Raw genomic sequence first — 12,841 nt, forward strand, 5'->3', positions numbered from 1 at the left:
GCATGGAGAAGACAAGGCCGATGGTCGCGATTGTTGATGACGATCCGAGGCTGCTCGAGTCGCTGGAAGAGCTTCTGGAATCCGCCGGATATGCGGCTTGCTGTTTCGGTTCGGCCAGGGGGCTGCTCGACTACGGACTTTTGGATCTGGACCTACTCATCACCGACATCGGCATGCCCGGTATGAATGGCTTCGAACTTCGTGACGAGGTGAAGAAGACGCGACCGGGATTGCCGGTATTCCTGGTTACCGGTCGTCATGAAATCGCAGACCAGGGCCGCGCTCAGGGTATCAACGGCTTTTTCCGCAAGCCGTTCGATGCCCCTGCCCTGCTGATCGCCATAGGCGAAGCCTTGCAAAAATCGAGAGATGGAGGGTGACATGAGAGTTGATCAGCCGTTGCGAAAATCGGCGCAGCTGTTACCGCAGCATAAGAACGATACAAACGAACCCGTCGTCATCATTGTCGATGATGATGCAGCCGTGCGGGAGGCCTTGTCGGAGTTGATCCTCTCGGCAGGTTTTCATCCCGTCAGCTTTGCGTCCACGCGGGAAGTGCTCGACGCTGCCGATCTATTGGACAGCCCGGGCTGCCTGATCCTGGATGTGCGTATGCCGGGAGCAAGCGGGCTCCACCTGCAGCACCATCTGGCTGAGAACGGCATCGCCAAGCCCATCATCTTTCTGACCGGTCACGGCGATATTCCGATGACGGTTCAGGCAATGAAGGCCGGCGCAGTCGATTTTCTCACCAAGCCGGTACGGGACCAGACGCTACTCGACGCTGTCATCGCCGGGATCGAGCTCGACGCAACGCGGCGGGCAGACGCGCTTGTCGTCAAGCGCAATATCGAGCGCCTCGAGACGCTGACCCATCGGGAGCGTGAAGTTCTCCGCGAGGTGACGCGCGGACGCCTCAACAAACAGATCGCTTTCGACCTCGGCATCAGCGAGGTCACGGTCAAGCTGCATCGCGCCAATGTCATGCGCAAGATGGAAGCCGGCTCGATCGGCGAGCTGATCAGGGCCTGGGAGAGATTGCCCGCAGAGCTAAAGGCAGCCTAGCGCGTCTGGACCATCAAAGGGCTCAGGATCGCGGCCGTGTTTTCTGCGGGTCGTAATGCGATAGCGGCACGATCACCGCCGGCAAGCGCTTCTGGTGGCCGTCGAGCTTGCCGATCTCCACCGCCGTGCCGACTGCCGCATGGGTGACATCGACGCGGGCAAGCGCAATCGTCTTGCCGAGGATCGGAGAACGTGTCGCGCTGGTGATCACGCCGACCTGGGCGCGGCCGATATGGATGCAATCGCCATGGCCAACCGCCTCGTTTGCCTGGACATCCAGGCCGACCATAATGTGTCGCGGATTTTCCCTGCGGCGGATCAGCGCCTCGCGGCCGATAAAATCGTCCTGCTTGGATTTCAGCGGAACGGTAAATCCGATACCGGCCTCGAAGGGGTCGGTCTGGTCGTCAAATTCATGGTGGGCGAAAACGAGACCGGCCTCGATGCGGACCATGTCCAGCGCTTCGAGCCCCATCGGCTTCAGCCCATGGGGCTCGCCGGCGGCCCACACAGCATCGAGGACGATCAGTGCATCCTTCGGGTGACAGAAGATTTCATAGCCGAGTTCGCCGGTATAGCCGGTGCGCGAAACGACCACGGGCGCCCCTTCGAAACCGCCGATGCGGCCGACGGCGAAACGGAACCATTCGAGCTCGCCGATCTCGGGCTGCCGCGGCGCGGTCCAGATGATCTCCTTCAGGATGTCGCGGCTCTTCGGTCCCTGTAGCGCAATATTGTGCATCTGGTCCGTCGATGAGCGCACCCAGGCCTTGAACCCCTTCTTTTCCGCCTGCTCCCGCAGCCATATGCCGCTATAGTCGTCCCCGCCGATCCATCGGAAGTTCGTGGTCCCGAGACGAAACAGGGTTCCGTCATCAATCATGCCGCCGTGCTCGTAACACATTGCGGAATAGACGACCTGGCCGGTCGATAGCTTGCGGACGTCACGCGTCAGGCAATATTGCAGAAGCTCCTCGGCATCCGGGCCCGTCACCTCGAATTTGCGCAGAGGCGAGAGATCGATCACGACCGCCTTTTCCCGGCAGGCCCAATATTCCTCGACCGGGCCTTCGGCGGTAAAGCGGTTCGGCAGCCAGTAGCCGCGATATTCGGTGTAGTCCCGCGTCAGCGCCGAAAAGCGCGGATGGAAGGCGGTTTCACGCGTCAGTTCAGCGTCTGCTTCAGGGGTCATGCGATAGGCCACCGCTCGTGAGAATTTCTCTTTGCCGGAAAAGGTGCGAACATGGATATCCGTCGGATCCCAGCCGTTCGCCGCATCGATATCGTCTGGACAGGAGGAAGACACGCAGACGAGATCGGTCAGTGCCCGCATCAGCACATAATCGCCCGGCCGCGACCAGGGCTCATCAAGATAGAGCTGATTGTTGTGGTCGATATTGGTGTTGTAGAAATAGTTGATTGCTTCCCAACCCTTGCGACTGGCAATGCCATAGGGTGCGAGCGCGCCGTTGAAATTGTCCGTGCAGTTCACATGGCCGGGATAGCCCATGTCGTCGTAATAGCGCGAGTTGCAGGCGGTCGCGAAAGCATCGTGGCGACCAACGGTGTCTTGCACGATCTCGATCAACGGTTCGAAATCCCGATCGAACGCCTTGGAAGGCAGGCCGGGCGTCGGGTAGCTGCGACTTAAGAGGGTCCGCGTCACCGTCGAATCCAGCGCGCGGTCGAGACCCTTGTCGACCTTGCGCGCGGCAAAGGCCTGGAAGTCGGTGCATTGCCGGCCGTAGACATCGATGATCTGGATGAACTCGCCGGCGCGCACGAAATAGGCGGATGCCGTCGCTGCCTTGATCCTGATGTCCTCGATCGGATCCGCGATCGGTTCGGGCAACGCCCAGCTATAGTCACGGATCAGTTTGCTGCGCCTGATCCTGATTTCGACAGGCGTTGCGGTATCCTGCGTCTCCGGCGACATGGCACTTCCTGGCGCAACAGCAATCAACAGCCCCCTCATCGCAATCGTGAACTCGGCCTTTTCTCCCGGCGCGGATGTCTCGCCAAAGATGCGCAGCGCTCCTGCGCTCGAAAGATCGGCGCCGCGGCGCTGGAGTGCTGTGCGAACCCGCGCGGCACTCTCTTCATTCGACGCGAGGATGGCTTTCAACCCCTCCGCACCATTGGTGAAGGCCGCACCAAGACCGGCGGATTGAAAGCGGCCGGTTTCGTCGAGAAAGGATAGCTCGCAGGGCTGGCCACCCTCGCTATCAATCACTGTCACATGGTCGCCGGGCTCGACGCGCACGACCAGCGATCCGCCGCCCTTGCAGCGGTAGCGCTCTGTGTCCTTGGGCAGTGTCGGCATGCCGGGGTAGCGGACGATGCTTGGCAAAACTGGTCGCGCCATGGCCATCGCCGGATGGAGATCTCGCATTTGACCCTCGTTGCGGATTGAGTTGCCCGAAAGCATCCACAAGCACGTTACAAAATGCGACCGTAAAGTAAAGGCATGTTGACTATAAAGAAAATATCTTCACTATGCAGCAAGGGTTCAGACCCGGAATCCATGCGGGAACATGGATCACCAAAGCACCGGGCAGCCCCGAAATGCCATGGGAGGCACCGTTCAGGGAGACGTACGATAGATACGTCCGGAACAATTTATGGGGAATTCATCGATGACGGATATAGTCGACGCCGGGGTCACGACCGGCAGCGAAGGAAAACTTATACGTGCACTCGACTGGAAAGGCGCCTTTTGGGTAGCCGCCGGGGTGCCGCCGCTTGTTCTCTTCTCCATCGGCGGCATCGCAGGGACCACCGGCAAGCTCGCCTTCCTGGTCTGGATCATCTCGATGGTCATGGGCTTTCTGCAGTCCTTCACCTATGCTGAAATTGCCGGCATGTTCGGCAACAAGTCGGGCGGCGCCTCGGTCTACGGCGCGACGGCGTGGCTGCGTTATTCCAAGTTCATCGCTCCGCTCTCCGTCTGGTGCAACTGGTTTGCCTGGTCGCCGGTGCTTTCCCTCGGCTGCGCTATTGCGGCCGGCTATATTCTCAATGCCTTTTTCCCCATCCCGGCCGCGGATTCGCATGCTGTGCTCGATTGGATCAGCGCGCATGCCACGTCGATTGCGGCCGATAGCCCCCGGGTTACGGAATACATCGCCGCTCACGCAGGAACATCGGCGCCGGACGCGGTAAAGGCGCTGCTGAGTGCCGATGGCGTTGCCGCCCTGACGCCGGCCATTCGCAACTGGTCGCTGCTCACCTTCAACATTCCCCTTCTCGCGACCGCCAACATCAACGCCACCTTCTTCATCGGCGGCATCCTGATGCTGATCATCTTCGCGATCCAGCATCGCGGCATCTCCGAGACGGCAAGCGTGCAGAAATGGCTGGCAATCATCGTTCTGGTCCCGCTTCTGATCATCGGCATCTATCCGATCATCAGCGGCCAGATCGTTTCCACCAATGTCACGGGTCTCGTGCCGCCGACGGCAGCCTATGCCGTCACCGACGGCAGCTGGAGCAATGGCGGCTGGACACTGTTCCTCGGCGGCCTCTACATCGCCGCCTGGTCGACATACGGCTTCGAAACCGCCGTTTGCTACACGCGTGAACTCAAGAACCCGAAGACGGATACGTTCAAGGCGATCTTCTATTCCGGCCTCGTCTGCTGCCTGTTCTTCTTCCTCGTTCCCTTCGCCTTCCAGGGCGTGCTCGGCCATGAGGGTATGCTGGCAACAGGCATCGTCGACGGCACCGGTGTCGCCGAAGCACTCGGCGGCCTGATCGGCGCCGGCCGCATCGTCACCCAGCTCCTCGTCATCCTGATGATCCTGGCGCTCTTCCTTGCCATCATGACGGCAATGGCAGGCTCGTCGCGGACGCTCTATCAGGGCTCCAAAGACGGCTGGCTGCCGAAATATCTCGAACACGTCAACGAGAACGGCGCCCCGACCCGCGCCATGTGGACGGACTTTGCCTTCAATCTCTCCCTGCTTGCAATCGCCTCCGACGTCAGCGGCTACTTCTTCGTGCTCGCGGTTTCCAACGTCGGTTACATCATCTTCAATTTCCTCAACCTGAATTCCGGCTGGATCCACCGCATGGATTCAGGCCATGTCGAGCGCCCCTGGAAGGCGCCGAGCTGGCTGATCGGCCTCAACACCATCCTTGCATTCGTCAACGCCCTCTTCCTCGGCGCCGGTGCGAAGGTGTGGGGCTATGCCAACGCGCTATGGATCGGCTTCTTCTTTGCGGCCCTGATCCTGCCTGTCTTTGCCTATCGTCACTATGTCCGCGACGGCGGCAAATTTCCGGAAGGTGCCATGGCCGATCTCGGCCTTGTTGGACAGGATCTCGGCGTGAAAAAAGCGGGTATCCTGCCCTATGTCGCGCTCGCTGGTGGTCTCGCCATCGTGCTGATCGCGAACTGGGTATTCCAGCTCCCAGCTTGACCGCTTGGATTGACGGGGCTGCGACACAAGTAGCCCCGTCAACTTGATAGATTGCTGACGCGCAACGGGATCACTTCCGCAAAATCGACTGCTTGCGTCTTTTGAAAGCATCATGGGAATATCGGTCTTTCAAGAGAAAGGCTTCTCTCCTAAACGTGTCTCTGAAGAGGCTTTCCGTCGTCACGACCGGAAACCAACCACGCTTCTCGGGGAAAGAGATGAGACCGATCGGAAAGCTTGATTGCGGACGCAAACTGTTTCTTCTCCTCGCCTTGCTGCTTGGGATGGCTGGCTCCGTCGCTGCCCAATCAGACAACGCGAACGTGGCCACCCAGCAGAAGGTCGATCAGCTCATCAAGCTGCTCGACGATCCTGACATCCGCACCCTTCTGGCGACACAGACAAAGGAACAGGCAAAGCAGCAGCCCGAGGCTTTGCCGAAAATGGCCATGCAGGGCATGTCCGCGAGCGATCTCACGGTTTGGCTCAATTCCGTTCAGGCGCATCTGCTCAACGTAAGACAAGCGATTCCGCTGGTGCCGGGCGAGCTCGCGCGGATCGATCAAAAAACCATGGCCAGCCTCAATGGCCGCAGCCCGGGCAGCCTGTTGCTATTGTTCTTCGGCCTGGTTGCGATCGGTCTTATCGCGGAATGGGCCTTTAGCCATGTCGCCCGGCATATCCGGGCACGAAGGGCCAACGCCCAAACTGAAGCAAGCGTGACTGATCGTTTCTACGCGATCGGGCGGCATGTGTTCATCGAGCTCGCGCCGCTCGTCATCTTCGGCGTTGCCACGGTCGGCCTGTTTCTGACGATGAGCTGGCCACCGCTTCTAAGCCAGCTAATCGTGCCGACGCTTCTGGGGTTGATCGCTGGCCGTCTCGTCATCCGGCTCAGCCGCGTAATATTGGCGCCGTTTCGAGCGGCATCGGGTGAAACCTTCATCCGGCTTGTTCCTATCGAGGACAAGGCCGCGCGTTTCTGGTTCTGGCGCGTCGTGCGTTTCACGTTGATTTTCTTCATCGGCTGGGCCTCGGATGGCATCATGCGCGGGCTCACCTTCCAGCCAACCGTCGCAGCCGTGGTGGGCTATGCAATCGGTATCCTGCTTTGGGCCGTAACAGTTGAAACCGTCTGGAACCGGCCTCGCAGCGTCGAGCAACCAACACGACGCACCGCAAAAGATTGGATGCTGATCTTTTGGCTGTCGGTCATCTGGTTGCTTTGGGTGGCAGACTTGAAGTTCGCCATGTGGCTCGCTGCCTATGTCATCCTGATACCGGCGGCATTGCCTCTTGCAAGTTCCATCATTCGAACGGCCTGCCGGAGAGAGGAAATGGCCACGTCCTCAGACAGCGCCGTCTATGAGGTGCTGGTCGAACGCGGTGTGCGTGCTGCCATCATCGGCCTTGCGGTTCTCTGGCTTGCAGCGGTTTTGCAAACCCACTCGGCCGAGATGATGCAGCAGGCCGCGGCAAGCCGCATCACCCGAGGCATATTGAGCGGTATCGCAATCCTGCTTGCCGCCGATATTCTCTGGCAGGCGGTCAAGGCGCTGATTACCCATCAGTTGGAGCGCGCCCGGCTGGGAGAGGGAAGCGCCGCGGACGCTGCCCGGAGCAGCCGCCTTTTGACGCTATTGCCGATCCTGCGCAATTTCCTGGCCGTATTGATCGCCGCCATCGCCATCATGATGGCGCTGTCAGGTCTCGGCGTGGAGGTGGGGCCGCTGATCGCCGGCGCCGGCATTTTCGGTGTCGCCATCGGCTTCGGATCGCAGACCCTCGTCAAGGATGTCATCAGCGGCATCTTCTACATGCTGGATGATGCTTTTCGCGTCGGCGAATATATCCAGAGCGGAAACTACAAGGGTACGGTCGAGTCTTTCAGCATCCGCTCGGTGAAACTTCGTCATCACCGCGGACCGATCTTCACCGTTCCCTTTGGCTCGCTGGGCGCAGTCGAAAACATGTCGCGGGATTGGGTGATCGACAAATTCCTGATCTCGGTGAGCTATAAGACGGATATCGCGCTTGTGAGGAAACTGGTGAAAGGCGTCGGCGCCGCGCTTCTGGAGGATCCGGAGCTTGGCCCGATGATCATCGAAACCGTGAAGATGAAGGGCGTCGAACAATTCGGCGACTACGGCATCAATCTGAGCTTTGCGATGACCACGAAGCCAGGGGAGCAGTCGACCATTCGCCGGCGCGCCTTTGCGATGATCCGAGAAGTCTTTGACGCCAATAATATCGAATTTGCCTCGCCGACCGTTCAGGTGGCCAATGACGAGCGCGTCGCTGCTCTGGCCGCGGCAGCCGCGACCAACAATGCGATCGTCCAGAAACGGATATTAAACGAGGAAGCAGGCGGGGAAGCGGCTTCCTAAGCCCGGACTCGATGGCCGCTTTCGTCAAACAGGCAAACGCGGTCGACCTCCGGCGCGAGCCAGATGGTCTCGTCCGGTTGAACGCGGACGCGCTCGCGAAAGACTGCTACGACCGTTTGATTGGCGACCGACACCATCACTTGCGTTTCCGAACCAAGCGGCTCGACCACAATGACCTTGCCGGCAACGCCCTTGCCGGGCTCGGTGAGGTGCAGATATTCCGGTCGTATACCGTAAACCGTGGCCTTGTCGAGAGATGAGCCCTGGCCGTTGGGCATCAGCAGCGAAGCCTCCGCACCAAGCCGAAAAATCGGATTGCCACCGGACGTTTCGACTTTGCCATTGAGCAAATTCATCGATGGCGAGCCGATGAAGGCGGCGACGAAGACGCTGCCGGGATTGTCGTAGAGTTCGAGTGGAGCCCCGATCTGCTCTATCTTGCCCTCGTTCATGACGACGATGCGATCGGCCATGGTCATCGCCTCGACCTGATCGTGCGTCACATAGACCGTCGTGGTCGCAAGGCGCCGGTGCAGGTTCTTGATCTCCGCCCGCATGGCGACGCGCAGCTTCGCGTCGAGATTGCTCAGCGGCTCATCGAACAGGAAGACCTGCGGGTTGCGGACGATCGATCGCCCCATGGCCACTCGCTGGCGCTGGCCGCCGGAGAGCTGACGCGGATAGCGTTCAAGCAAGGGCGTAAGCCCGAGGATCTGTGCAGCCTCACCGACCCGTTTCTGCTTCTCCGCCTTCGGCGCACCGGCGAGGGTGAGCGAGAAGGCCATATTCTCGGCGACAGTCATATGCGGATAGAGCGCGTAGTTCTGGAAAACCATGGAGATGTCACGCTCCTTCGGCGGCAGGTTGTTAACCACCCGTCCGCCGATGCTGATCGTACCGCCCGAAATATCCTCAAGGCCGGCGATCATCCGCAGAAGCGTGGACTTGCCGCAGCCGGAGGGGCCGACAAGAACGACGAACTCGCCGTCCGATATGTCGACCGAAACCCCGTGCAGCACCTCCAGAGCGGCATAGACCTTGCGGGCCTTGTCGATCGTGACTGTTGCCATTGCTAGTTTCCTTTCCAGTCACGCATCGTCACTGAACCGCTCCAACGCGGATTTCATTTGAAGACAGTGCGCCCTCGTGAACGAGAAGTCCGACGCCGCCGTCGCCAAAGGCTTCTGGACTGTTGTCCCGCGCGGAGATCGATACGCCATCGGCTTCGAAGACGATGCTATCGCCCTTGGCCGAAACACGCATGGAAATCGGCTTCTCAAACTCGGTGTTGAAGGCGGTCTCGGCGAGCACCTTTGTGTCCTCGTCGCGAACCCGCACGATCTGTATCCTGCCGTCCCGGGTGACGCGAGCGCCGTAATAGCGGCGCAAGCCTTGGGCGCGGATTGCAAGGCCGCCGTAATTGCCGAGATGCAGCATGACATTGCCGGCCGCCTGATAATCAGTCCACTGGCGCGTCCCGTGGATGATGATGCCTTCACCGCTGTTCTGCGCGATGCGGAATGCGGCCGGAAAGCGCTTCGAGAAGAAGCTGGCACCGTTCACCCAGGACATCCGCCAGAAGTCGCAATCGCCGGAGGGACGCTTCAGTGTAAGCGCCGGAGCGCCGTCCCACCTGAGATAATCGACCAGCAGCCGACCGTCGGCGCGCTTGCCCTTTGCCGATATCGTAATCCCGATCTCGGCGATCGGCTGGCCGCCGGTATCCGGCAACGTCCACTGCAGAACCGCTTCCTTTCCGGGCTCGATGGTGACAGCGGTCGCATCGATATTTCTCAGCTGATCGCGCTCATCATAGACGCGGACACGGAGTTTTACGTCCACGATGCCGCGGTTTTCCGCCCCGGCCCGAACGCGCGCCTTTACGATCTGGCCGGGATAGACGAGAGGCGTGGCCATAAGGTCATAGGTGCGCATGTTGAGCATTTCGCGCGGCGAGAAGGTTGGGGTCGTGGCTGCGGCGATCTGTGCCGGACCCAGTGCCTCGTAGTCGATCGCGAGCGCCCGGCTACCTTCAAATTCGGCATTGCGAACACGGATGGCATCGCTGACATCCAGGCCGGTCTGCGGGCGGAAACCCTGCTGGCTGCCGGGCAAAGAGAAATGGAACTGTGCGCCGTCCTTCGGCGCATCGAGCTTCTGGCCGCCGCTGAGCTGCAGGCCGAGATTGGTCAGGAAATAGGCTTGGCGGACGGCATCGTTGATGGAGTTACCGCCATCTGCAGACGAGATCAGCATGCGGTCGGCGATCGGGCCGCGCCAGTCCGGGCCTTCCTCCAGCCCTTCGAGACCGTTCATGATGCCAAGCAGGCAGCCGACATTGCCGGCGTTGCAGTCGGTATCCCAGCCTGATGTATTGACGATCATCTGCGCCTGCTGGAAGTCGTGCGGCGCGTAGAGTGCGGCCATCACCATCAGCGCATGGTTGGGCACGACGTGGCAATTGCCCGGATATTTGTCGTAGCCATACTCGTCCTCGATCTTCTGGCGGGTATCGCGCCAGTCCGGATTGGCCTTGTGCCAACCCCTGATGTCGGTGATCAGCTTGGCGATGAGACTGTCGCGCGGGATTTGCGCAAGGCCGGTGTCGATCAGATGATCGATATCGGAGGACCGGAAAGCCTCGGCTTCCATGGCCGCCCAGAGCATGGCGGCGTAAACGGATTCACCGTCATGGCTGACCTTGCCGGCCTGCTCCGCAAGCCTGGCGGCAAGTTCCGGCTGGCATGGAGCGACCATCGCCCAGCCGTCGATGAATATCTGTGCGCCGATCTGCTCGGCAACGGCCTGTCCGTTGGTGGCAATCGAGCCGGACGCCGGAGCGGCAACACCCTTCTTGAGGTTAAGCCACGCAGTATGTTCGGTGGAATTGCCATTGCCACCCCACCACAGGATGGAACGCTCCTCGACGATATAATTCAGCCAGGCCTTGCCGATCTCTTCGGCCGAAAGGTCCGGCTTGATGCCATAATCTTCGAGCGCGCGAATGAAGGTAAAAGTGCCGGCAACGTCATCGTCGGTGACCACAAGCGGCTGGTTCAGGCGCTCATGCACGTAATATTCGATCGGGCCCAACTCCTCCATGATCTTCTGATAGGTCCAGCCTTCGAATGGGCGGCCGAGATAGACACCAACCAGTTTGCCAATGACGCCGGCATAGACGCGTTCCAGGTAATCGTTCGGAAGTTGCATGCGAATTTCCTCCATATATTTCAAAAGGTCAGCCCTTCACCGAGCCACCGGCCATGCCTTCGATGAAGCGTCTCTGCATGAAGACGAAGAGGGCGACGACCGGGATGACGATGATGAGGGCGGCGGCCATGATCTCACCCCAATCGGAGCTGTACTGGCCGGAAAGAAGATAAAAGGCGATGACGGCTGTGACGTTCTCGGCCTTCTGCAGGAAGGTCGTGGCAATCAGGAATTCGTTCCACGAATTGAGCCCGATGATCAGCGCGACCGTCAGAATGCCGGGCGAGACGATCGGCAACATCACCTTGGAAAAGACCTGCCAGGCGGTCGCGCCGTCGACGATCGCGGCTTCCTCCAGCTCCTTCGGAACGGCCAGAAAATAAGTCCGCAGCAGCATGACCGCAAAGGGGCTGTAGAGCGCGGTGTAGATCAGGGCGACAGCAAAGACGTTGTTGATCAGTCCGAGTTTGGCAAAGCCGAAGTAGAGTGGGAAGATATAAAGCTGGATCGGCGCTGTCGTTGTCGCCATCAGGTAGAAGGTGAAGATCTTCCAGGATTTGATCTTCCTGCGGGCGAGCACATAGGCCGTCAGCGACGACGTGCTGCACACCAGGACGATGGTGGTGCCGCTGACCATGACCGAATTGATGAAGGTCTGGGAAAACTTCGCGTGCTTCCAGGCATTGGCAAAATTCTGCCAGCGGATGGGATTGGGCATGCCCAGCGGATTCTGCACGATCTGGGCGGCCGGCTTCAGCGAATTCAGAACGAGCAGCGCGATCGGAAAGAGTGCGATGAATGCGAAGAGAGCAAGCAGGATATAGGACAGCGTCAGCGTTGCACGGCTTTCGACCAATCTCATTGCTCGGCCTCCCTGCCCTGGATGCGAACATAGAAGAACGTGCCGACCAGACCGAAGACGCTGATGACGAGCGCGGCCGCCGCTGCCTGTCCGACATTCAGGTCGTAGAAAGCGTGACGATAGGCGAGCGTCGACAGCATCTCGCTGGAATAGGCCGGACCGCCTTGTGTCAGGATATAGACGAAGTCGAAAGCCAGGAACGACCAGATGACCGTCATGATCATCAGCAGGGTAATCGTCGGCTTGATCCCCGGCAGAAGTACATAGCGCATCATCTGAAAATAGGTGGCGCCCTCGAGGCGAGCGGCCTCAATCTGCTCCTGCGGAACCTGGCGAAGTGCTGCGAAGAAGATGACGCAGAGAAATCCCCACCAGTGCCAGAGGTCGACGGTCGCGACGCCGAAAAGGGAAATCGAGGGCTGCGTCAAAGGATTGGGAAAAGGCATTCCGTATTTCTTGAGAACCCCGAAGATGCCGGTGACCGGGCTGTAGATCATGCCCTGCCAGATGCGCGCGGTGATCGGCGTCGCGATGACGACGGGCAGAAAGTAGATGACCTGGAAGACATTACTGCCGCGACGAACGACGAGCAGCATGGAGGCGGCGAGCAATCCCATCGCGATTGGGACAGTCAGGAAGATGACCGTCCAGATGATGTTGTTACCCAGCGCCGACCAGAATACGCCATCGGCCGCCAGTGCCCGGAAATTGTCGAGTCCGGCGAAGGTCGGGGTGGAAATGCCATCCCAATTATAGAAGGCGAGCACGACCGTCAGGAGTGCCGGTACCAGCACGACGACCACGTTGATGATCATCGTTGGGACGAGATAAAGCCGATGCATGGGTTCTTCTCCAGGAAAAGAGCGGTGCGGCAGGCACCGCTCCTCTGCTGCTTA

General features: G+C 59.8%; 9 protein-coding genes. 4 read left to right on the forward strand and 5 right to left on the reverse strand.

The annotated features are described in order from the left end of the window. Nucleotides 1-2: 2 nt before the first annotated feature. Nucleotides 3-380, forward strand: coding sequence for a response regulator (locus DTW90_RS16880; RefSeq protein ID WP_132523081.1), 378 nt, complete (start codon nucleotides 3-5; stop codon nucleotides 378-380). A 1-nt stretch (nucleotide 381) separates the two neighbouring features. Further along, on the forward strand, nucleotides 382-1,065 hold the full coding sequence (locus tag DTW90_RS16885; protein WP_132523079.1) for a response regulator transcription factor: 684 nt from the start codon (nucleotides 382-384) through the stop codon (nucleotides 1,063-1,065). A 22-nt stretch (nucleotides 1,066-1,087) separates the two neighbouring features. Here the strand turns inward: DTW90_RS16885 and DTW90_RS16890 are convergent, their stop codons facing one another. Further along, on the reverse strand, nucleotides 1,088-3,457 hold the full coding sequence (locus DTW90_RS16890) for a DUF1989 domain-containing protein (RefSeq protein ID WP_132523077.1): 2,370 nt from the start codon (nucleotides 3,455-3,457) through the stop codon (nucleotides 1,088-1,090). 244 nt (nucleotides 3,458-3,701) lie between these two features. On the opposite strand from DTW90_RS16890, the gene DTW90_RS16895 reads away from it, so the two are divergent. Both DTW90_RS16895 and DTW90_RS16900 read left to right on the forward strand, forming a co-directional pair. Then, nucleotides 3,702-5,486: an APC family permease gene (locus DTW90_RS16895; RefSeq protein ID WP_132523075.1), complete on the forward strand. Its 1,785-nt coding sequence runs from the start codon at nucleotides 3,702-3,704 to the stop codon at nucleotides 5,484-5,486. A gap of 218 nt (nucleotides 5,487-5,704) precedes the next feature. Then, nucleotides 5,705-7,873 (forward strand): mechanosensitive ion channel family protein, encoded by a 2,169-nt coding sequence (locus DTW90_RS16900; RefSeq protein WP_149339704.1) that lies wholly within the window; start codon nucleotides 5,705-5,707, stop codon nucleotides 7,871-7,873. On the opposite strand, the gene ugpC is transcribed toward DTW90_RS16900, so the two are convergent. The 4 genes from ugpC to DTW90_RS16920 are packed head-to-tail and all read right to left on the reverse strand — an operon-like array spanning nucleotide 7,870 to nucleotide 12,787. Next, on the reverse strand, nucleotides 7,870-8,943 hold the full coding sequence (gene ugpC, locus DTW90_RS16905) for a sn-glycerol-3-phosphate ABC transporter ATP-binding protein UgpC (protein WP_132523071.1): 1,074 nt from the start codon (nucleotides 8,941-8,943) through the stop codon (nucleotides 7,870-7,872). The genes DTW90_RS16900 and ugpC overlap by 4 nt on opposite strands. A gap of 28 nt (nucleotides 8,944-8,971) precedes the next feature. Beyond that, complete coding sequence (locus DTW90_RS16910) at nucleotides 8,972-11,083, reverse strand: ADP-ribosylglycohydrolase family protein (RefSeq protein ID WP_149339706.1); 2,112 nt, start codon at nucleotides 11,081-11,083, stop codon at nucleotides 8,972-8,974. 28 nt (nucleotides 11,084-11,111) lie between these two features. Beyond that, nucleotides 11,112-11,945, reverse strand: coding sequence for a carbohydrate ABC transporter permease (locus tag DTW90_RS16915; protein WP_132523067.1), 834 nt, complete (start codon nucleotides 11,943-11,945; stop codon nucleotides 11,112-11,114). Then, the gene (locus tag DTW90_RS16920) at nucleotides 11,942-12,787 is read right to left on the reverse strand and encodes a sugar ABC transporter permease (protein WP_132523065.1); all 846 of its coding nucleotides are present in this window, start codon (nucleotides 12,785-12,787) and stop codon (nucleotides 11,942-11,944) included. The genes DTW90_RS16915 and DTW90_RS16920 overlap by 4 nt, the downstream gene beginning before the upstream one ends. Nucleotides 12,788-12,841: the final 54 nt, after the last annotated feature.

Origin of the sequence: Neorhizobium sp. P12A (assembly GCF_008365395.1) — a bacterium.
Taxonomy (GTDB): domain Bacteria; phylum Pseudomonadota; class Alphaproteobacteria; order Rhizobiales; family Rhizobiaceae; genus Rhizobium.

What these genes read in the sequence shown, in the direction of transcription:
- ugpC (WP_132523071.1), bottom strand. Translation starts at nt 8,943, where the DNA reads ATGGCAACAGTCACGATCGACAAGGCCCGCAAGGTCTATGCCGCTCTG.
- DTW90_RS16920 (WP_132523065.1), bottom strand. Translation starts at nt 12,787, where the DNA reads ATGCATCGGCTTTATCTCGTCCCAACGATGATCATCAACGTGGTCGTC.
- DTW90_RS16880 (WP_132523081.1), top strand. Translation starts at nt 3, where the DNA reads ATGGAGAAGACAAGGCCGATGGTCGCGATTGTTGATGACGATCCGAGG.
- DTW90_RS16915 (WP_132523067.1), bottom strand. Translation starts at nt 11,945, where the DNA reads ATGAGATTGGTCGAAAGCCGTGCAACGCTGACGCTGTCCTATATCCTG.
- DTW90_RS16885 (WP_132523079.1), top strand. Translation starts at nt 382, where the DNA reads ATGAGAGTTGATCAGCCGTTGCGAAAATCGGCGCAGCTGTTACCGCAG.
- DTW90_RS16895 (WP_132523075.1), top strand. Translation starts at nt 3,702, where the DNA reads ATGACGGATATAGTCGACGCCGGGGTCACGACCGGCAGCGAAGGAAAA.
- DTW90_RS16910 (WP_149339706.1), bottom strand. Translation starts at nt 11,083, where the DNA reads ATGCAACTTCCGAACGATTACCTGGAACGCGTCTATGCCGGCGTCATT.
- DTW90_RS16890 (WP_132523077.1), bottom strand. Translation starts at nt 3,457, where the DNA reads ATGCGAGATCTCCATCCGGCGATGGCCATGGCGCGACCAGTTTTGCCA.
- DTW90_RS16900 (WP_149339704.1), top strand. Translation starts at nt 5,705, where the DNA reads ATGAGACCGATCGGAAAGCTTGATTGCGGACGCAAACTGTTTCTTCTC.